Below are 19,443 nucleotides of genomic sequence, written 5' to 3'. Positions count from 1 at the left end.
ATGGCGCGCATCCTCAACTACGTCATCCTTATCGCGGTCGTCGTCGCGGTCGTGGCCTGGGCGCTGGGGCTGAGCGGCCAGATCGAGATCGCGGCCGGGGAATACTGGATCGGCGTCTCGCTGCCCGTGGCCGTGCTGTTGCTGTTGGGCGCCTTCGTGCTGTTCCACCTGGGGCTGAGGCTCTATTCCTGGATGATTCGCACGCCGGAGCGGCGGAAGCTACGCGTGGACCTGGACAACCGGGCCATGGCCGAGATCGCCGTCACCCGCGCCATGGTGGCCCTGGCCGCCGGCCAGCCCGCCACCGCACGGGCCGAGCTGGCCGAGGCCAAGCGCCTGGCCGGCGAAACCGCGCCCCTGCTGGCCATGGAGGCCGAGGCCGCCCGCGCCCAGGGCGACGAGGCCGGCGTCACCGCCGCCTATGAGGCGCTGGCCGCCCGCAGCGACGCCAAGTTCCTGGGCCTGCAAGGGCTGATGGAACAGGCCAAGGCCCGCGGCGATGCCGAGGCGCAGGAGCGTCTGGCGCGCGAGGCCGCGAAGGCCGAGCCCCGCGCGCAGTCGCTGCGCCTGGAGCAGGGTGAGGCCGCGATGCGCCGCCAGGATTGGCGCGAGGCGCTGGCCCTCGCGCCCGATGATGCGCCCATCGCGCCCCTGGCGCTGGCCGCCGCGCGTGATGCCGAGACGGCGGCCGAGGCCCGCGCCTTCGAGCGCCAAGCCTTCCAGGCCGACCCGGGCTTCGCCCCCGCGGCCCTGGCGCTGGCCGCCCGGCTCGGCGGCGATGCGGGCCTGTCCGTGCTGCGCCAGAGCTGGGAGGCGGCGCCGCATCCGGCCATCGCAAGCGCCTGGATCGGCCCGGAGACGGACCCCGCCGGCCGCCTGCGCCTGGTGGATGACCTGACGCGCACCCATGTCGCGCACCCCGAGAGCCGGGCGCTGCGCGCGCTGGTGGCGCTGGGCGCCGGCCAGACCGTGCGGGCCCGACAGGACCTGGTGGCCTGGGAACAGTCGGGCGACCTCGACCGCCGCTGGTATCATCTCATGGCCGCGCTGGAGCGGTCCGAGCAGGGCGCGGGCTTCTCCGAGGCCGCCCAGCACGAATGGGATCGCCGCGCCCAGGAAGCCGCGCCTCCGCCCGCCTGGGTGTGCGAGGCCTGCGGCCATATCCACGCCAACTGGGAGCCGGCCTGCTCCGCCTGCGGGACGGTGGGGCGGATCGTGTGGCGCCGGCCGGGTTGAGGCTGAGGCGTCTGACTATTCGGCCTTGAGCGGCCGCTCCAGCAGGGCGCGCACGGCGCCCTGAACGTCGAGCCGCCCCTCCAGCAGGGCGGCGACCGCGGCGCAGACGGGCAGCTCCACCCCGGCCTTCGCCGCGCGGGAAAGCAAGGCAGGGGCGGTGGCCACGCCCTCGGTCACGCTGCTGCGGGCGGCGAGGATATCGGCCAGGGCCTCGCCACGGCCCAGCGCGATGCCGAGCGAGGTGTTGCGGCTGCCCGGCCCCGTCGCGGTCAGCAGAAGATCGCCCAGGCCGGAGAGGCCCGCCGCCGTTTCTGCCTTGCCGCCCAGCCCGACCACCAGCCGCGACAATTCCGCCAGCCCGCGCGTGATCAGGGCCGCGCGGGCATTCTCGCCCAGCCCAGCCCCGGTGGCGACGCCGGCCGCGATGGCCAGCACGTTCTTCGCCGCCCCGCCGAGCTGCACGCCCAGCGCATCCTCGCTGGCATAGAGGCGCAGCGCGGCGCCCGAGAGCAGGGCCTGGGCGTCCTCGCGCAGCGCCGGATCCCCCGCCGCGACGACGCTGGCAGCCGGCAGCCCCGCCGCCACCTCATGCGCGAAGTTGGGGCCGGAGAGGATGCCGGTCGGGTGGCCGGGGCGGGCCTGTACCAGCACCTCCAGCGGCAACAGCCCGGTGCTGGCCTCAAGGCCTTTGCACGCCAGCAGCAGCGGCGGCAGGGCGGTGGGGAGGTTGGACAGCACCTGGCGCAGCGGCTGCATGGGCACGGCCAGGATTACCAATCGGGCCGACGCCACGGCGGCGGCGTCATGGGTGGCGCGCATGCCTTCGGGAAAGGGTTGGCCGGGCAGGCGGCGCGCGTTCACCCGCGCTTCGGCCATGGCCCGGGCGTGTTCCGCATCGCGCGCCCAGAGCGTCACGCGATGGCCGAGCCGCGCCGCGTGGATGGCCAGCGCGGTGCCCCAGGCGCCCGCGCCCATCACCGCCACCTCACTCATCGGCGATGCGGGTCAGGGCCCAGCCGCCCCCCGCCTCCCCGGTGGCGAGGCGCGCGTGTAGGGCGGCCAGGATGTCGCGCGCCGCATCCTCGAAGCCGAAGGGCGGGTTCACCACGACCAGCACGCACCCGTTCAGCCGCGCCGCATCGGTGGGTTCGCGCAGATGGAGTTCGGCGGCGAGGATGTCGCGCACCCCCGTCTCCGCCAGCGCCGCATGGAAGGCGCGCACGGGCGCGCGGCCCTTCACCGGATACCAGGCGGCCTGCACCAGGCCGCGGGCGCGGCGGTTCACCTCGGCGATGGCGGCGGTCAGGCGTTCGTATTCGCCGGGCTGCTCGAAGGGCGGGTCCATCAGCACCAGGCCGCGCTTCTGGGCGAAGGGGGTCAGCGCCCGCACCGCCTCCCAGGCGTCGCGGCGATGGGTGGCCACGCGCGGGTCCCGGCGGAAGGTGGCGCGGAGCGTGGCGTGGTCCGCCTCGTGCAGTTCCACCAGCGAAAGCCGGTCCTGTTCGCGCAGCAGCGCGGCGGCGAGCGCGGGCGAGCCGGGATAGCCGCCATCTTCCCGCACCAGCGCCACATAGTCGGCCAGCGGCCCCTCGGTGATGTCCATCAGCCGGCCGATGCCCGCGCGCCATTCGCCCGTGCGCTGCGCTTCCTCGCTGTCCAGGCGGTAGCGGCCGATGCCGGCATGGCTGTCCAGCACATGGAAGGCGGCCGGCTTGCGCGCCAGCGCCCGCAGCAGCCAGACCAGCAGGGCATGCTTCATGCAGTCGGCGAAATTGCCGGCGTGGAAGGCGTGGCGGTAGTTCACGAGGCCACACCCGTCAGCTGTGTCCGCACCAACTCGGCGAAGCGGCCCTCGGCCGCGACCAGTTGCTGGAAGCTGCCGCGCTCCATGATGCGGCCCTGGTCGAAGACCAGGATCTCATCGGCCTCGCGCACGGTGGAGAGGCGGTGCGCGATGATGAAGGTGGTCCGCCCCGCCATCAGCGCGCGCAGCGCCTTCTGCACCCGGGCTTCGGTCGCGGCATCCAGCGCGCTGGTGGCCTCGTCCAGGATCAGCACCGGCGGGTCCTTCAGCAGGGCGCGCGCGATGGCGAGGCGCTGCCGCTGTCCGCCCGAGAGAGAGGCGCCCCGCTCGCCCACCAGCGTGTCATAGCCCTTGGGCTGGCGGGTGATGAAGTCATGCGCCTCGGCCATGCGGCAGGCGCGCTCGATCTCCTCCTGCGTGGCGTCGGGGCGGCCCACCAGCAGGTTCTCGCGGATGGTGCGGTTGAACAGCATGCTCTCCTGGAAGACCACACCGATATTGGCGCGCAAACTGTCCTGCCGGATGTCGCGCAGATCCACGCCGTCCAGCGTGATGCGCCCGCCCGTGGGGTCCCACAGGCGTTGCAGAAGCTGCATTGAGGTGGTCTTGCCCGCGCCCGTGGCGCCCACCAGCGCGATGGTCTGTCCCGGGGCGGCCACGAAGTCGAGGCCGTGCAGCACCTGGCCGGAATTGGGGTAGGCGAAGTCCACGCCCTCGAAGGCCACGCGGCCCTCGGCGCGGCCCATCTCCCGCGCATCGGGGCGGTCGGGGACGGAGTTCTCCGCGTCCAGCACCGCCAGGAATTCCGCCATCGCGGGCGCCTGGAACAGCATGTAGGAGACGAAGGCCACGGCCGCCTCCAGCCGCGCCACCAGCAGCGTGGCGAAGCCCATGAAGCTCACGATCTCGCCCACGCTGGCCTGGCCCCGCAGGTGCAGCAGCGTGCCCAGCACGAAGATGAGGATCACGGTGATGGTGCTGGCCGCGCGCGTCAGCACATGCACCAGCGCCCACCAGTTCAGTACGGGGAACTGGTGGTCCAGCACCTGGCGGCTGATCTGCCCGAACTGCCGCGCCTCCATGTTCAGCCGCGTGAAGGACTGCACGACCATCACGTTGGACAGCGCATCCTGCGCCGAGCCGGCCATGCGCGTGTGGAAGCCCTCCACCGCCATCTGCGCCACCTGCGTCTTGCGGATGACGAAGGCCGTCAGCACGGTGAACACCACCACCAGCGCGATCAGCAACAGCCCGAGCCGCCAGTTCAGCATCAGCGTCAGCGGCAGCAGCACCATGGCGCCCACGAAGGTGATCAGGTGCTCGCGGAAGAAGCCGAGCCAGAGGCCGAACAGGTTGTCGCACCCCACCACCATGATCTTGAGCAGCCGGCCCGACTGCACATCGCCGTGGTAGGAGAGCGGCAGCGCCAGCACGTGCCGGAAGTAGCGCGACATCATGGCCAGCCGATTGCGGTGCGCCATGCGGTCGGCCAGCAGCGAGACGGCGACATTGGCCGCGATGGCCGTCAGCCCCACCGCCGCCCAGATGGCCAGCAGGGTGAAGGCTTCGGCCCAGACCGCGCTTTCGGCCATGCGTTCGGAGCGCGCCAGCAGGTCAATGACGCGGCCGAACAGCACCGGCTCCAGGAATTGCAGCCCGGCCAGCGCGACCGCCGCCGCCGCCAGCCCAAGGGCCAGGCGACGGTCGGGCGCGAGCAGGCCCAGAACGCGGGCATAGAGCCTCAGGAACGCCATGGGGGGTCCTTCATCGAAGGCTGCCGGGATACAGGGACCGTCACGGCGCGCAAGGCATTCCGGGCTTGAACACCACGGGGGGAGGCGGCAGTCTCCAGGCCGCAAGCAAAAAAACACTCTGGAGACGTCCATGCCTCATCCGATCGCACGCCGCCACCTGTTGGCCGGCGCCGCTACTCTTCCGCTCGCGGCGCCCGCGCTGGCCCAGGCGCAATGGTCGCCCAACCGGCCCATCCGCCTCGTCGTCGGCTTCCCGCCGGCGGGCACCACGGACATCGCGGCCCGCATCATCGCCGAGCCGCTGGGCCAGCGCCTGGGCCAGCCTGTGGTCATCGAGAACCGCGCGGGCGCCGGCGGCAATGTGGGCGCCGACGCGGTGGCGAAGGCGGAGCCCGATGGCTACACGCTGCTGATGCAGACGGTCAGTTCCGGCGCCATCAACTACCAGCTCTATGGCGGGCGGATGCCCTACAAGCCCGAGGATTTCGCGGGCGTCTCGCTGGTGGTGCGGGTGCCCAACGCCATCTTCGTGCACCCTTCGGTGCGGGCGAACACGCTGGCGGAGCTGATCGAGCTGGCACGGGCCAATCCCGGGCGGATGAACATCGGCAGCTCCGGCATCGGCACCTCACTGCACATGACGGGCGAACTGCTGAAGCTCGCCACCGGGATTGACCTGGTGCATGTCCCCTTCCGCGGCGCGGGCCCCATGCTGGCCGAATGCGTGGCCGGGCGAATCGAGGTGGCGGTGGACAACCTGCCCTCCGTCATCGGCCATTTCCGTGATGGCCGCCTGCGGCCGCTGGCGGTGACCACGGCCACCCGCTCGCCCCAGCTGCCCGACGTGCCGACCACGGCCGAGGCGGGGCAGCCCAGCGTCGAGGCGACGGCCTGGTTCGGCGTGATGGCGCCGGCCCGCGCCCCGCGCCCGGCCGTCGAGCGCATCGGCCGCGAGATCGAGGCGGTGCTCGCCAACCCCGCCATCTGGGCCCGCATGGCCGAGCTGGGCGGCATGCGGGCCGACCTGGTGGAAGGCGGGGGCTCGACGCCGGCGACCTTCGACCAGTTCGTCCGCGCCGAGGTGGCGAAATGGACCGAGGTGGTTCGGCGTTCGGGCGCGACCGTTTCATAACGGACCGCGCAACGAAGGGGACGGGAGGTGGATTTGTGGCGCCACCCCCGTTATCTCCCCCGGCAACATCAGCCGGAGGATTTCCATGCCGTCACGCCGTTCGATTCTCGCCGCGGGCACGCTGCTCGCGACACCCGCGCTGCTGCCTGTTTCGGCGCGCGCCCAGGGCTGGACGCCCTCGCGCGCCGTGCGGATCATCGTGCCCTTCACCGCGGGCGGCGCCACCGACGCCGCGGCCCGCATCATGGCCGAGCGGCTGAGCGCGGTCGTCGGCGGCTCCTTCGTGGTCGAGAACCGCGCCGGTGCCGGCGGCAATGTGGGCGCGGACGCGGTGGCCAAGGCCGAGCCCGATGGCCACACCCTGCTGATGGCCACCATCGGCACGGCCAGCATCAACCAGTTCCTCTATCCGAACATGCCGTTCAACTCGCGCACCGACTTCGCCTCGATCGCGATGGTGATGGGCGTGGCCAATGGCGTCATCGTCCATCCGGGCGTGCAGGCCGCCGACTTCCCGGCGCTGATGGCCCTGGCCCGCAGCCAGCCCGGCCGCCTGACCTATGCGACGCCGGGCAACGGCACCTCCGGCCACATGTCGGGCGAATACATGAAGTTCCGCGCCCAGGTGGACATCACCCACGTGCCCTATCGCGGCACCGGCACCATCCTGCCCGACCTGATGGCCGGCCGCGTGACCATGGCGGTGGACAACCTGCCGGCCTATCTGGGCGCGATCCGGGACGGTCGCCTCAAGATCCTGGCGGTGACGAGCGCGCAGCGCTGGTTCGCCGTCCCCGAGGTGCCGACCGTAGCTGAGAGCGGGATCCCGGGCTTCCAGGCCATTCCCTGGTTCGGCCTGCAGGCGCCCGCCCGCACCCCGGCGCCCGCGCTGAACCGCCTGCGCGAGGCGGTGGCCGCCATCCTGGCCGAGACCTCCGTCCAGGGCCGCATCCGCGAACTGGGTGCCGAGCCCATGCCGCTGATCGGTGCCGATTTCGACCGCTTCATCGCGGAAGAGAACGACAAGTGGCGCGAGGTGATCCGCGCCGCCAACATCAGCCTGGGCTGACGCCATGGCGATGCCCCGCGCGAACGAGCGCAAGCTGCTGGGCGAGGCCGATTTCGCCCTGGTGGCGCCCAGCCACTACCCGGAGGTGGGGCGGCTCGACCGTCCCGCCCTCATTGACCTCGCGCGGCGGCTGCGGGAGGCGCGGGATGCCTCCCGCGCCAACCTCGCCACCATGCGCCGCGCCAAGCGCGGCAAGGGTGATCCGCGCGGCGGGCTGAACGACACGGGCGTGGCGGCGAAGAAGCAGGTCTTCGCCGCGGCGCTCAAGCGCGTGAACAAGCTGTTGGACCGCGGCGAGCCGGCCTAGAGCAGGCTACGTTCACATGCGTTCACGCCGCCTGCTCTAACCTTTGTTGAGAGCGGGATTCAGCGTTCTCGGTGATTCCACCTCAACGCATCCCGCTCTAAGCCTGGCGCCACCCTTCCGGCACATGCCGGAAGGGCAGGCGTGCCAGGTCGAGCGCCGCGGGCCCCGGCGCGTCGCACTCGATGATGGCGCTGCACCGCCCGGCGAAGGCCGCGCGGAAGTGGTTCTTGGCCTTGTTGGCCAGCAGCCGCACCCCCTCAAGCGCGATGCCGTGCAGGGCGAAGAAGGCAGGGTCCACCACCGCTTCCTTGCGCGTGGTGAGCACCACCCGCAGATGGCCGCGCCGGACCACGGCCGTCGGGCCGAAATCCACCGGGGCGCCATGTTCCATGGGGCCGGTGTTGAGGAATTGCCCCGCCGTCAGCGTCTCCACCACCCCCTCGAAGGGCACGGGCGGGCCGAATTCCGCCGTGGTCTGCCCGCCCAGCGGCCGCGCGAAGGCGCCGCCCCGCCCGGCTACCTGCGCCGCGCGCACGGCCCCGGGGTCATGCAGGAAGCAGAACACCGTCTCGACTGCCGGCTCCGCCTCGACCAGGGTCCGCAGCAGGCCCGGCGTGTCCGCCACGCCGCCGGAGAGCGGGTTGTCCGCCGGGTCCAGCAGCGCGACCAGGCCGGGCGGCGCGGCCAGCGCCTGGCGCAGCGCCGCCTCGGGGGAGGGAAGGCTGACCGCGAAGCGGGCCTGGCGCGCGGCGATGGCATCCGCCAGGTCCCGGGCCAGCGCCCGTGCGGCGCCATGCTCGCGCGCCCAGACCATGGCCGAGGGGCCAGCCCAGGGGCTGTCGCCCCAGGCGAAGCCGCCGAAGAGCGAGGCGTCCTGGATCGCGCCGCCCTCGGCCGCCGCGGCCTCCGCCCAGACCTCGGCCATGGGGCCGGCCTCGTGACGCATGTGGAAGCTGTGCAGCACCATGGGTCGCTTCACCAGGGCGCCGTGGAAGGTCTCGCCATCCAGCGCGCGCTCCAGCATGGTCAACGCGCGGTTCGCGGCCCGGTCCATGTCAATGTGGGGATAGGTGCGGTAAACGGAGGCGCCATCCAGCAACCCCACCATGCGGGGCGAGGCATTGCCGTGGAAGTCGAAGCTGGCCGTCAGCCGGGCGTGCGGCCCGATGGCCGCGCGGATGCGGCGCAGGATGGTGAGGTCCGCCTCCGGGTCCTGCTCGGTCACGCAGGCGCCGTGCAGGGAGAGATAGACGCCGTCGAAGGTACCGCGCGCGAGGGGCCGTTCCACCTCGTCCAGCCAGGTGTCGAAGGCCTCCTGCGTCATGGGCCCGCCGGGCTGGGCCGAGGCGCAGCGCAGCAGCGTCAGGTCCCAATGCGGGCGGGCGGCGACGAAGGCGTCCAGCGCGCCGATCTCGGTCGCGGTGCCGCGATAGCGCTGCAACGCCTCGTCTCCCGCCACCCATTCGCGCCCCTGGAAGGCTGAGAGCCCGGTGGGGATGGGGGAGAAGCTGTTCCCCTCGAACCAGAGGCGGGCGGCGGCGATTTGCGGCATCGGGACCCTTGTGTGGTTGGGGGGGCCCTATCGGTGCGGGCAATCGTCCCGCGCGTCAATCAGCGCCGGGGCGGCGTGCTCCCGCCGGGCACATGGGTCAACGCGCTGGGCGGCGGCGGGGCCGCGTTGCGGGCGAGGCCGGAGCTGCTGAAGCCCTGGCCCTGGCGCTGCTGGATCTGCTGCCGCGTCAGCCGGTCCGCCGCGGTGGTGCCCGCGCGTGGCGCCAGTTCGGGGCGGGCGTTCAGCGCTTCGCCGGGAATCTGGCGCTGGGCGGCGGCGCGCGAATTGGCCACGCCACCCGAGGAAAAACCGCTCTGGGCCAAGGCAGGACCGGTGAGGAGGATGGAGGCCAGGAGGGCGAGGGGAAGGCGCATATCCGTTTCCACAGGAGAGGACACGCCTAAGGTAAACGCGCCCTCCCCCAACTGCATCAAAATAAACATTCATCTCGACAAAAAATGCGAGCAAGACATCTCAAAATTCAGACGTCCTGCAGCAGCCCGGCGAAGAGCTTGGCGCGCGGCACCATGGAACTGACCTGGACATGCTCCTGCAGGGTGTGCGCCAACGCGCCGACAATGCCGAGGCCGTCCAGCGTGGGAATGCCCATGGCCCCGGTGAAATTGCCGTCCGACCCGCCGCCCGAGCTTTCATGCGGCAGGTCGAAGCCAAGCCGCTTGGCCAGCGTCTCCGCCTTGGCGTGCAGGGCCAGCACCTTGTCGTCCGGCTCCCAGACCGGGCGCGTCACGCCGCGCGTGACCTCAAGCTGCACGTCATTGCCGGAGGGCTTCAGCGACAGCATCCGCTGCACCGCCGCGTCCAGGTCCTCCTGGCGCTTGGCCATGGAGAGCGCCTCGGCGTCGCAATAGGTGGCCACGCAGTTCACCCATTGCCCGCCATGGATCACGCCGACCGAGAAGGTGCAGGCGTCCGTCGTCATCTCCTCGATGGCGATGACCTGCTTGCACATCTCGCGGATGGCGCTGCGGCCTTCGCCCAGCCGTGCGCCGGCGTGGCTCGGCCGGCCGGTGGTGCGGAGGTTGAAGCGCGCGATGGCGTAGCGGCCGGAGACCACGCCGCCATTGGGCCGCGCGGGCTCCGGCACCAGCACGACGCTGTGGCGCGCGGCCTCGGCCTCGATCAGGTCGCGGGTGGAGGGGCTGCCCACCTCCTCGTCGCTGGTCAGCAGCACCGTCACGGGCTTGGAGGTCGGGATGCCGGCCTTGATGAGCTGGCCGATGGCCTCCACCGCCAGGTAGGTGCCGCCCTTCATGTCCTGGATGCCCGGCCCATAGGCCTTGTCGCCCACGCGCTTGAAGGGCAGGCCCTCGGCCAGCGTGCCCACGGGATGCACCGTGTCGAGATGCGCCAGCACCAGGATGCCCTTCTCCCGGCTCTCATGCGGGAAGCGGGCGCGGACGCAGTCGCCAAACCCCTTCCGGCCCGGGATGGTCTCGACGGTCGCGCCCATCAGTGCCAGGTGGCGGCCCGCCATTGCCATCATGCGGTTCACCGCCGCGGCGTCATGGGTGGGGCTTTCGCACTCCACCCAGCGCCGCAGGCCGGCGAGCATCTTGTCCGCGTCGAAGGGCAGGTCGAGCTTGGCTTCCATGGTGATTCCCTCTTGGATGGGAAAATCATGCGCCTGCTCATCGCCAACGCCAACACCACCGAGGCCATCACGCGGCGCTGCGCGGACGCCGCGCGCGCCGCCGCCGCGCCCGGCACCGAGGTCATTCCCGCCACGCCGCGCTTCGGCCCCGAGGTCATCTCCACCCGCGCCGAGAACATCATCGCGGGCCACGCGCTGCTCGAACTGCTGGCCCAGCACGCGGGCGCGGTGGAGGGCGTCCTTCTCGCAGTCAGCCACGACACTGCGCTCGAGGCCGCGCGCCAGCTCATGCCCTGCCCGGTGGTGGGCATGACCGAGGCCGCGCTGTTTGGCGCCTGCCTGGTGGGTGCGCGCTTCGGCCTGGTCACCTTCGGCGGCGTGGAGACCTATCGCGAACGCATCGCGGCCCATGGCCTGGCCTCGCGCTGCGCCTCCCTCGTCGGCCTCGACGTGACGCCGCAGGACAGCCTGCGTGACCCGGACGGCGTGGCCCGGCAGGTGTTGGGCGGCATCCAGCGCGCCGTGGCCGAAGGGGCGGATGCCGTCATCATGGGCGGCGCGGCCCTGGCCGGCTTCGGCCCGCAACTCCAGCCGCAAGCCCCGGTGCCGCTGCTCGACGGCATCGCCTGCGGGGTGAAGTTCCTGGAAGCCCTTGTCGCGCTGAACCTGCCCAAACCCACCCAGGGCAGCCTCGCCCCCCCGCACCGGAGAGCCAGCGTCAACCTGGACCCGAAGCTGGCCGCGCTGCTTCGGGGGTAGGGTGCGCCCTGCGAGGGGGCGCCGCCCCCTCGCACTCCCCCGCCAGGGGCCAGTGGGCCCCTGGACCCGATGCGTTTGTCGGGTTTGCGGGGAGGGGCATGGCGTGCGTGTGACAACCGGAGCGCCCGTGACGCCCCTCCCCGAAAACCCGACCAAGGTCTCAAGGGGTCCGGGGACCCAAAGTCCCCGGCGGGAGGGTCCGGGAGGGCGGCGCCCTCCCGCGGAGCCCCCTATCGCCCGATGCCGAGCGTCCGCATCAGTTCCTGGTTGGCCTGGCTTTCTTCCGTGAGGCGGGTGCGGAAGGCGGCGCCCGGGGTGAAGGCCGGTTCGGCGTTGAGGCGGCGTGCGGCGGCCTGGAAGGGCTCGCTGTTCACCGCTGTCTGGCAGGCCTGTTCCAGGCGCTGGGCGATGGCGTCGGGCAGCCCGGCCGGGGCGATGAGGCCGCCATAGGTCGAGCCGCGCATGGGCAGGCCGAGTTCCGCCACCGAGGGCACGTCGGGCAGGCTCGGCATGCGCTGGTGGTCAATGGCGGCGAGGATGCCGAGGCCCGTGGTGGCCGGGATGGTGGCGGCCTCGGCGAAGACCATGATGTCACCGGCCAGCGCGGCCTGGGCCATGGGGCCCGAGCCTTGATAGGGCACGAAGAGGCCCGTCACGCCCGCGCGTTGCAGAAGCTGCGCCATGACGAGGTGCGGCGTGCTGCCCTGGCCCGGCCCGCCATAGACCAGCGCCTCGGGGCCGGTCCGGGCATGCGCGATCATCCCCGCGAAGTCGCGGAAAGGCGCGTTGCGGGCGAGGACCACGACATAGGGGTTCTCATAGACGCCGCAGATGTAGCGGAACTGGTCCACGGCATAGGTGCCGGGCTGGAGGTGCGGCTGCGTGGTCAGCGCGTTGTTGGGCGAAAGGCCGATGGTGTGGCCGTCGGGGGCCGCGCGATGCACTTCGCGGTTGCCGATGGTGCCGGCGGCGCCGCCACGGTTCACGGCGACCACGGTGCCGCCCAGGATGCGGGACATCTCCTGCTGCAGCGCGCGGGCCATGAGGTCCGTGTTCCCGCCGGCGGGGAAGGGGATGATCATCTGCACGGGGCGGCTGGGATAGTCCTGCGCCGCGGCCGGCAGGGCGAGGCCAAGCGCCAGGATCAGCGCGCAAAAGCGTTTCATCGTTTCTCTCCCGATCTCTGCCGGGGAGGGTAGGCGGGGCGGATGCCGATGGCTACTCCGCGGCGTGGCGCACCAGGCGGGCGGGGTCCAGCTCCACCTGCTTCTGCTCATAGGCGCGCAGGTCGGCATAGAGGCGCGGCAGGTCGGCCTGGAACAGGCCGCGCGTGACGCCGGCCGCCACGCGGGGCGCCGAGATGGACATGGCGTTGATGGAGCTGCCGGCCGGGCCGAAGCTCATCGTCGTGCCGATGCCGAAGAGGTGGATGTCCGCGATCCAGGGCGTCTCGCCGGGGCGGCGTTCGAGGAAGGCGCTGTCCGCGTTCAGGTAGGGGAATTGGCCGAGGCGCGGATTGGCTTCCTCGGGCGGGGGCGAGTAGCGGTCGGCCCAGAGGGCGATGTTGTCCGCGCAATGGACCAGTTCGGGGCAGAGGCCCGGGTCCATCCGCGTGCCCGTGCCGGTGATGAGGAAGTCGGCCGTGAAGGGGCCGGTGGGCGTGTCCAGCGCCACGCGCCCGTCGCGGATGGCGGCGGCGGTCCAGTCCCGTCCCACATGCATGTGGAAATTGGTGTGCTTCATCACCCGGTCGTAGTGGTCCTGGGCGAAGCCCTCGCGCAGGCCCAGGATGTAGGACATGAAGCGCCAGCGCCATTCATCGGGCATCTCACCCATGTGGCGCAGGAAGCCCGCGAAGGTGAGCCAGCGATAGGGCTGCACCACCATGGGCTCGGCGCGGCGGCAGAAGAGGTGAACCTCGGCCGCGCCCTGTTCCAGCGCCACGGCGGCGTTGTCGAAGGCGCTGGCGCCGGCGCCCAGCACGGCCACGACCTTCCCGCGGAGGGCGGCGAAGTCGATCATCTCATTGGTGTGGGCGCGGAAGGGGCGGGGCAGGGCCTCGATCTGCGGCGGCATCCACCAGCCACCGACACCCTCCTGCCCCGTGGCCAGCACCACCTTGCGGGCGCGCATCACCCCCGCGCTGGTGGCGACCTCCAGCGCCGGCAGGCCGCAATCGGTGCGGATGGGGCGGATGGGGCCGGCCTCGACGCCGTTGCGGACGGGAATGCCGGTGACGCGGCGGAACCACAGCAGGTAGTCGTTCCAGAATTCCTTCGGGATCCAGCGCATGCGGTCCCAGTCGTCGCGGCCGAAGCTCGCCTCGTGCCAGGCCTGGTAGGTGAGGGAGGGCAGCTTGAGGTCCGGCCCCGTCTGATCCTTCAGGCTGCGCAGGGCGCGCATCCGCGCATAGGTGACCCAGGGGCCTTCCTGGCCATAGCCGGCGCGGTCCACCACCAGGATGTTCTCGACCTTGTCGCGCCGCAGCGCATGGGCCACCGCCAGCCCGCATTGCCCGCCGCCGATGATCAGCACGTCCAGGATGTCCTGGCCCCCCACCTGGCGCGGCACGAGCCAGGGCGCGCGGGGGTGGGCCGTCAGCTCCAGGTCCCGCGCCACATCGGCTTCCAGTTCGGCGAGGTTTCGCGGTGCGGGCATGGGGTCCTCGATGGGCGACGGCGCATGGAAGCCGGGCGATGGGCGCGCTGCAATGCCCCGTTGCGAAGCTGTGGCCGGCTGCACGGAGACGCTGCCGGCAAAAGCGCCAGATGCGCATGGAACTGGCCAAAGCCGCCGCATTCCAGGCGGCGCCTCGCTTGAAGGGGGGAGGGGCAGGGGCCACCTCTGCCGCCATGGTCGTGCTTCGCCCTTCCCTGACCCGCAAGCTGCTGGGCTTCGGCGCCCTGTTCCTGGGCGTGATCGGGCTGATCCTGCCCATCATGCCGGGCTGGATCTTCCTGGCCCTCGCCGTGTGGATGCTGCGCGACCAGTATGTCTGGGCGGCGCGGGGCGTGGACAAGATCCGTACCCGCTGGCCCCAGGCCATCCCCGCCATCGAGGAGCGCGAGCGCCGGGCGCTCGCCTGGTACGCCAGGCGCAGCCGGCCGATCCGGCGCATGTTCCGCCGGGCCTGAGCTTTGTTGAGCGGCTGATTCACGCCTTTGGCGATTTCGCCAAAGACGATCAGACGCTTTGCCGCGCGGCTGATTCACGCCTTTGGCGATTCCGCCAAAGACGATCAGACGCTAGATCCCCGCCGGCGCCCTCAACTTCGACCCATCATGGAAGCGCGACAGCGCGAAGGCCGCCGGGTCCACCACGGGCGGCGCGCCCGTGGCGAGGTCCGCGGCCAGCCGCCCCGCACCCGGCCCGATGCCGAAGCCATGCCCGCTGAACCCCGCCGCCACGACCAGCCCCGGCAGCGTTGCCACGGGCGAGATGACGGGCACCGCATCGGGCGTCGAATCGATCCAGCCCGCCCAGAGCCGCGCGGGTTTCAGTTCGGCCAGTTGCGGGAGGGCGGCGGCGATGGCGTCCAGCGCCGGCTGGACGATGCTCGCCTTGGGCTTGGCCTCCAGCACGCGCATCCGCTGGAAGACGGTGGGTTGGTCGAAGGACCATTTGCCATGCCAGGCATCCGGCCCCTCGAAGAAGGAGCGGCCGAAGCGCAGCTCCACCAGCTTCCAGTTCTTGCGCAGGCTGGGCAGGAATTGGCGGGCGTAGCGGATGCCGGCCGGCGTCAGTTCCAGCCGCCCGCGCGCCTTGGCCGCCACCAGGTAGCCGCCATCGAGCAACGGCGTGAGGATGACCTCGGGCGTGTAGATCGGCCCCTCGCTGACGCGCGGCCCCGGCGTGGTGGCGAAGATGGTCGAGTGGACCGAGGATTGGGGCATGTCCACGCCATGCCGTCGCAGGAACATGGACGCCCAGGCGCCCGCCGCCAGCACCACCGCCCGGGTGCGGATGAAGCCCTTCTCGGTGAAGACGCCGCTGATGCGCCCGCCCGTGGTGTCCAGGCCCCGCACCGCGCAGTTCTGGTGCAGCGTGGCGCCGCGTGCGCGGGCGGCGCGGGCCAGGGCGGGGCGGCCAGGGCCGGCTCGGCCCGCCCATCGCGCGGCGAGACGACGCCGCCCACCCAGTCCTCGCCGGGGCAGGGGGCAAGGCGGCGGGCTTCCTCGGCATCAATCATGCGCGCGCCCACCTGGTAGGGCCGCGCCATGTCGAGCCAGGCCTCCCAGGATGCGAGCTGCGCGGGGTCCTTCGTGACATAGACCAGACCGTTGCGCCGAAAGCCCATCTCCGCGCCGATCTCGCCGGGCAGCGCGTCCCAGAGCGTCTGGCTGTGCTGCATGAGCGGGATTTCCCGCTCGTCGCGGTTCATGGTGCGGCACCAGCCCCAGTTGCGGCTGGATTGCTCGCCCGCCACGACGCCCTTCTCCAGCAGGGCCACCGAATGCCCGGCCTTGGCGAGGTGGACGGCGGCGGAGACGCCGATGATGCCGGCGCCGACCACCACCACATCGGCGGATGGCGGCAGCGGGTCCTCGCCCTCCACGAGGTCGAGCGCGCGGGTCGCGACCATCAGCCCATCAACCCTTGAACTGGCCGGCGCCGTCAATGTCCACCACGGTGCCGTTCAGGTAGCCGGCGCGGGCGGAACTGCCGAAGACGGCCATGTCCGCGATCTCCCGCGGCTCGATGGGCCGGTCATAGGGCAGGCCCGTCACCATCTCGCGCCACCGCTCCGGGTCGCCCAGCGCCTGTTCGGCGCGGAAGCGGGCCTGCGTCTCCATCCTTTCGGTGCGCGTCACGGCCGGGTTGATGCCGAAGACGCGCACGCCATCCTTCTGCGCGTCGAAGCCCACCGCGGAGGTGAAGGCGATCAGCGCCGCATTGCCCGCCGTCCCCGCGATGTAGCCCGGCTTCCAGGCCCGCCCCGCCATGCCGATGATGTTGCAGATCACGCCGGCCCGCCGTGCCCGCATGGAGGCCAGGAACAGCTGCGTCAGGTGGAAATAGCCGAAGACCTTGAGGTTCCAGGCCTCCATCCAGCGGTCCATGGAGATGTCCGCGATCCCGCCCGAGGGGATGGCGCCGGCATTGTTCACCAGGATGTCGGCCTCGGCCGCCACCTCGTGCAGGCGGGCGCGGTCCTCGGGGCGCGAGAGGTCGGCCGTCACCGCCTCGATGCGGAGCTGGAAGCGGGCGCGCAGCCTGGCCGCCGCCTCCTCCGGCTGGCGGGCGGCCAGCACCAGGTCGCAGCCCTCCGCCGCGAAGGCCTCGGCGCAGGCGAGGCCGATGCCCTTGGAGGCGCCCGTGATGACGACGCGCTTGCCGCTCAGGCCCAGTTCCATTCACTCGCCCCCTTGCTGCGCGCGCATGGCATGGGCCAGCGCCGCCTGTTCCTCGGTCAGCCCGGCCAGCGCCCCCTCGCGGTCCGCCGCGTTGCGGTTCTGCGAGAGCTTGCGCTTGCCGGTCAGTGTCTCGACGCGCAGCACCGTGCCGACAATGCCCTTGAGCTGGCCCTGGATGAAGTCTTCGGGCGCGTCGGTCACGCGCCACGGGTTCGCGCGCGGCGCCTCGTGCAGGTCGGTCAGGCTGCTCACGATCTCGTGCAGGCGCGCCGTGTCCTCCACGATTTCCACCGGGCCCTCGGCATGCACGGCCTCGTAGTTCCAGGTGGGGACCACGCGGTGATGCTCGGCCTTGGAGGGGTAGGAGGAGGGCGAGATATAGCCCTCCGCCCCCTGGAAGATGGCGATGGCCCGGCCCGCCGCGCGCAGCGCCTTCCAGTGCGGGTTGGCGCGCGCCAGGTGGCCGATGATGAGGCCTTGCGCCGGGCTGTGCATCAGCGGCAGGTGGCTGACATCGGGCACGCCCCCCGCGCCATTGGACACCAGCACGGCCAGGCGGGCCTGGGCCATGAGCCGGTGCAGGATCTCGGGGCGGTCCTCACGGAAGGCGGGCGGATTGTACATCACGCCAAGGTTGCCGCAGCCGTCACGCCAGCGGAAGGGCCTGGCCGAGCACCCAACCTTCCCAGCGTCGCACCATGGGGTCGTCGGGGATGGTGTCGGGCCGCACCCCGTCCAGCACGGCGATGAGGCAAAGCAGGCCCAGCGTGCAGTCTAGCCGATCCTCGCCCGCCGCATCGGCGCCGAAGCCCGCGCGCGCCATGGCGGCGAGCGCCGGGGTCGCTTCCACGCCCAGCGCGGCCATGCAGGCCAGCAGCGCTTCGGCCAGGGCACGGCGCGGGCCCTCGGCGCGCTTGCTGCCGAGAAGGCGCAGCCCCAGTTGCCGCAGCGCCTCGGCCGGATAGACCTCGGCCAACGCGAGCCGCCCCGGCCGCAACAGCCCGTGCAGCGGCCCGGCGAAGGGCCAGAGGTCATAGGGCGCCCCCGCCGCCAGCGCCGGCGCCAGCCAGTCGCGCCAGGCGGTGATGGCGGCCTTGCCCGACTGGTTCGCGCCCAGCGTCCAGAAGACCGGCGCGCCGGCCGGGCGCGTGGAGGTGGCGCGGTCGCACCAGCGGTTCAGCGCGGCCGGGCCATCCAGCCCCAGCGCCGCCGCATGCGCCGCCCGTGTCATGCCCTTCACCCCCCGCGCCGGATAGAAGGGGGCATCCGGCCCCACGCCATCCAGCCCCGGGTTCACCGTGAAGAAGCGCGCATCCCCCGCGCGCCCGGCCAGGAATTCCACGAAGCCGTTTTCGGGCCGCCCGGCGGCGAAGCCGCGTGGCACGCCGAGCGGCAGGTCGAGCCCCAGCACCGCCGGCATGCCCTCCGCCAGCAGCGCGGCGGCGAGGCGCGCGGGCTCGCCCACCGGCACGGGCGCCTCCATCCGCCAACCCCCCGCGCCCCGCCGCGCCACCGCCACCCAGCGCTTGCGCGGCTCCATGGACCAATCGGCGTGCGCCGCGATCATGGCCATGGCATGATGCGGTTGACGGGGCAGGAGGCGCGCATGGGCTACACTTCCACGGCGAAATGGTTCCACTGGGTCACGGCCGGGCTGATGGCCGTGGCATTGCCGCTGGGCTTCGTCATCCCGCACGTGAAGGAGGAGAGCAAGATGGCCTTCTACGCCATCCATGAAAGCGCGGGCTTCACCCTGTTCTTCGTGGCGCTGGCGCGGCTGGCCTGGCGGCTGCGGAACCCCGTGCCGCCCAACCCCGCCGTGCCCGATGGCATGCGCCGCGTGGCGGACGGCGTGCACCACGCGCTCTATGCCGCCATCATCCTGCAGCCGCTGCTAGGCTTCTTCGCCACCAACGCCTTCGGCTTTCCGATGCAGGGCGCCACGGCCTATATGGGCCTGATAGATCTGCCGAAATTCATGGAGGCCAATGTGCCCCTGGCCGAGTGGCTGCTGATGTTCCACCGCTGGCTGGGCTGGACCATCGCGGCGCTGCTGGTGCTGCACATCGGCGCCGCCATCCACCACCAGGCCATCCGCAAGGACGGGACGCTGCTGCGGATGGTGTAGCGCTCGATCCTCACCCCGGCTTCTGCCGCATCCGCTCCAGCTCGGCCGCCAGGATCGCGGGCTCCGGCGCCGCCTGGAATTCGGCGGGCTTCTCCACCGCATCGGCCAGCAACTGCTTGTAGAGATTGCGCGGCACCTCCCGCGTGCCGAACTGCGCCAGGTGCTCGGTCTGGAATTGCGCGTCCAGCAGGGTGAAGCCACCCAGCCTGAGCCGCGCCACCAGATGCACCAGCGCGATCTTGGAGGCATCATCGGCGCGGCTGAACATGCTCTCGCCGAAGAAGGCCGCGCCCAGCGCCACGCCATAGAGCCCGCCCACCAGCTCCCCCTCCCGCCAGGCCTCCAGCGAATGGGCGTGCCCTTGGGCGTGCAGGGCGAGGAAGAGGCGCCTGATTTCCTCGTTGATCCAGCTGTCATTGCTGTTCGGGCGCGGCGCGGCGCAGGCGTCGATGACGGCCTCGAAGGCCGTGTCGGCGGTGACGGCATAGGGGGATTGCCGCACCCGCCGCGCCAAGCGCCGCGGCAGGTGAAACTCCTCCAGCGGGATCACCCCGCGCTGCTCGGGGTCCAGCCAGTAGAGGGTTTGCGCGTCACGGCTTTCCGCCATCGGGAAAAGCCCGATGCGGTAGGCGCGGAGCATCAGCTCCGGCGTGATTTCCATCTGGCGGCGGGTGGACATGCGTGATGCTCAGCCCGCCCGGCGCGCTGGGACAGCCTTGGGCATGCACGGGATGAT

Annotated in this window: 20 protein-coding genes and 1 pseudogene; 7 read left to right on the top strand and 14 right to left on the bottom strand. The window is 71.8% G+C overall.

What is annotated here, in order from left to right; translation table 11 throughout:
* On the top strand, positions 1-1,236 hold the full coding sequence (locus tag JTN19_RS16300) for a heme biosynthesis HemY N-terminal domain-containing protein (RefSeq protein ID WP_206934769.1): 1,236 nt from the start codon (positions 1-3) through the stop codon (positions 1,234-1,236).
* A gap of 15 nt (positions 1,237-1,251) precedes the next feature.
* Here the strand turns inward: JTN19_RS16300 and JTN19_RS16295 are convergent, their stop codons facing one another.
* From JTN19_RS16295 to JTN19_RS16285, 3 genes are read right to left on the bottom strand one after another with little or no spacing between them, the layout of a single operon-like run.
* Entirely contained in the window at positions 1,252-2,229 is a 978-nt protein-coding gene (locus JTN19_RS16295; RefSeq protein WP_206934766.1) for an NAD(P)H-dependent glycerol-3-phosphate dehydrogenase, read from the bottom strand.
* Entirely contained in the window at positions 2,222-3,040 is an 819-nt protein-coding gene (locus JTN19_RS16290; protein ID WP_206934763.1) for a 23S rRNA (adenine(2030)-N(6))-methyltransferase RlmJ, read from the bottom strand. The genes JTN19_RS16295 and JTN19_RS16290 overlap by 8 nt, the downstream gene beginning before the upstream one ends.
* On the bottom strand, positions 3,037-4,794 hold the full coding sequence (locus JTN19_RS16285) for a glucan ABC transporter ATP-binding protein/ permease (RefSeq protein ID WP_206934760.1): 1,758 nt from the start codon (positions 4,792-4,794) through the stop codon (positions 3,037-3,039). The genes JTN19_RS16290 and JTN19_RS16285 overlap by 4 nt, the downstream gene beginning before the upstream one ends.
* A 130-nt stretch (positions 4,795-4,924) precedes the next feature.
* Between JTN19_RS16285 and JTN19_RS16280 the strand changes: the two genes are divergently transcribed.
* The 3 genes from JTN19_RS16280 (at position 4,925) to JTN19_RS16270 (ending at position 7,302) form a co-directional block, all read left to right on the top strand.
* Entirely contained in the window at positions 4,925-5,926 is a 1,002-nt protein-coding gene (locus JTN19_RS16280; RefSeq protein WP_206934757.1) for a tripartite tricarboxylate transporter substrate binding protein, read from the top strand.
* An 85-nt stretch (positions 5,927-6,011) separates the two neighbouring features.
* On the top strand, positions 6,012-6,995 hold the full coding sequence (locus JTN19_RS16275) for a Bug family tripartite tricarboxylate transporter substrate binding protein (protein WP_206934753.1): 984 nt from the start codon (positions 6,012-6,014) through the stop codon (positions 6,993-6,995).
* 4 nt (positions 6,996-6,999) lie between these two features.
* The gene (locus JTN19_RS16270; RefSeq protein ID WP_206934752.1) at positions 7,000-7,302 is read left to right on the top strand and encodes a hypothetical protein; all 303 of its coding nucleotides are present in this window, start codon (positions 7,000-7,002) and stop codon (positions 7,300-7,302) included.
* A 97-nt stretch (positions 7,303-7,399) separates the two neighbouring features.
* Here JTN19_RS16270 and JTN19_RS16265 read toward each other — a convergent pair whose 3' ends face one another.
* From JTN19_RS16265 to JTN19_RS16255, 3 genes are all read right to left on the bottom strand, one after another.
* Positions 7,400-8,854, bottom strand: a complete 1,455-nt coding sequence (locus tag JTN19_RS16265; RefSeq protein WP_206934749.1) for a M81 family metallopeptidase — start codon at positions 8,852-8,854, stop codon at positions 7,400-7,402.
* Between the two features lie 59 nt (positions 8,855-8,913).
* Positions 8,914-9,228 carry a hypothetical protein gene (locus JTN19_RS16260; protein ID WP_206934746.1) on the bottom strand — a complete coding sequence of 105 codons (315 nt, stop codon included), beginning with the start codon at positions 9,226-9,228 and terminating at the stop codon, positions 8,914-8,916.
* Between the two features lie 107 nt (positions 9,229-9,335).
* Complete coding sequence (locus JTN19_RS16255; protein ID WP_206934743.1) at positions 9,336-10,466, bottom strand: M20/M25/M40 family metallo-hydrolase; 1,131 nt, start codon at positions 10,464-10,466, stop codon at positions 9,336-9,338.
* Between the two features lie 27 nt (positions 10,467-10,493).
* On the opposite strand from JTN19_RS16255, the gene JTN19_RS16250 reads away from it, so the two are divergent.
* Complete coding sequence (locus JTN19_RS16250; protein ID WP_242531209.1) at positions 10,494-11,225, top strand: aspartate/glutamate racemase family protein; 732 nt, start codon at positions 10,494-10,496, stop codon at positions 11,223-11,225.
* Between the two features lie 230 nt (positions 11,226-11,455).
* Here the strand turns inward: JTN19_RS16250 and JTN19_RS16245 are convergent, their stop codons facing one another.
* Together JTN19_RS16245 and JTN19_RS16240 are read right to left on the bottom strand one after the other, a co-directional pair.
* Positions 11,456-12,391, bottom strand: a complete 936-nt coding sequence (locus JTN19_RS16245; protein WP_206934740.1) for a tripartite tricarboxylate transporter substrate binding protein — start codon at positions 12,389-12,391, stop codon at positions 11,456-11,458.
* Between the two features lie 52 nt (positions 12,392-12,443).
* Positions 12,444-13,883 carry an NAD(P)-binding domain-containing protein gene (locus JTN19_RS16240; protein ID WP_206934739.1) on the bottom strand — a complete coding sequence of 480 codons (1,440 nt, stop codon included), beginning with the start codon at positions 13,881-13,883 and terminating at the stop codon, positions 12,444-12,446.
* 194 nt (positions 13,884-14,077) lie between these two features.
* Here JTN19_RS16240 and JTN19_RS16235 point away from each other — a divergent pair, with 194 nt between their 5' ends.
* On the top strand, positions 14,078-14,359 hold the full coding sequence (locus JTN19_RS16235) for a YbaN family protein (protein ID WP_206934737.1): 282 nt from the start codon (positions 14,078-14,080) through the stop codon (positions 14,357-14,359).
* A gap of 111 nt (positions 14,360-14,470) precedes the next feature.
* Here JTN19_RS16235 and JTN19_RS20445 read toward each other — a convergent pair whose 3' ends face one another.
* The 5 genes and pseudogenes from JTN19_RS20445 to JTN19_RS16215 form a co-directional block, all read right to left on the bottom strand.
* Entirely contained in the window at positions 14,471-15,250 is a 780-nt protein-coding gene (locus JTN19_RS20445) for an NAD(P)/FAD-dependent oxidoreductase (RefSeq protein ID WP_340643346.1), read from the bottom strand.
* 119 nt (positions 15,251-15,369) lie between these two features.
* A pseudogene (locus JTN19_RS20440) lies at positions 15,370-15,807 on the bottom strand (NAD(P)/FAD-dependent oxidoreductase); the annotation flags it as partial.
* 7 nt (positions 15,808-15,814) lie between these two features.
* Positions 15,815-16,579 carry a short-chain dehydrogenase/reductase gene (locus JTN19_RS16225; RefSeq protein WP_206934735.1) on the bottom strand — a complete coding sequence of 255 codons (765 nt, stop codon included), beginning with the start codon at positions 16,577-16,579 and terminating at the stop codon, positions 15,815-15,817.
* Positions 16,580-17,203 (bottom strand): FMN-binding negative transcriptional regulator, encoded by a 624-nt coding sequence (locus tag JTN19_RS16220; protein ID WP_206934733.1) that lies wholly within the window; start codon positions 17,201-17,203, stop codon positions 16,580-16,582.
* A gap of 22 nt (positions 17,204-17,225) precedes the next feature.
* Positions 17,226-18,146 carry a DUF429 domain-containing protein gene (locus JTN19_RS16215; RefSeq protein WP_206934731.1) on the bottom strand — a complete coding sequence of 307 codons (921 nt, stop codon included), beginning with the start codon at positions 18,144-18,146 and terminating at the stop codon, positions 17,226-17,228.
* Between the two features lie 9 nt (positions 18,147-18,155).
* Between JTN19_RS16215 and JTN19_RS16210 the strand changes: the two genes are divergently transcribed.
* Positions 18,156-18,707 carry a cytochrome b gene (locus tag JTN19_RS16210; protein ID WP_206934729.1) on the top strand — a complete coding sequence of 184 codons (552 nt, stop codon included), beginning with the start codon at positions 18,156-18,158 and terminating at the stop codon, positions 18,705-18,707.
* Between the two features lie 10 nt (positions 18,708-18,717).
* On the opposite strand, the gene aat is transcribed toward JTN19_RS16210, so the two are convergent.
* A complete protein-coding gene (gene aat / locus JTN19_RS16205; protein ID WP_242531208.1) occupies positions 18,718-19,386 on the bottom strand; it encodes a leucyl/phenylalanyl-tRNA--protein transferase in 669 nt (222 codons plus the stop codon).
* Positions 19,387-19,443 lie beyond the last annotated feature (57 nt).

It is taken from the genome of Roseococcus thiosulfatophilus, assembly GCF_017311575.1.
GTDB lineage: Bacteria > Pseudomonadota > Alphaproteobacteria > Acetobacterales > Acetobacteraceae > Roseococcus > Roseococcus thiosulfatophilus.
The sequence above is the reverse complement of the archived record's forward strand: the minus strand, read 5'-3'. Positions and strand labels throughout refer to the sequence as shown.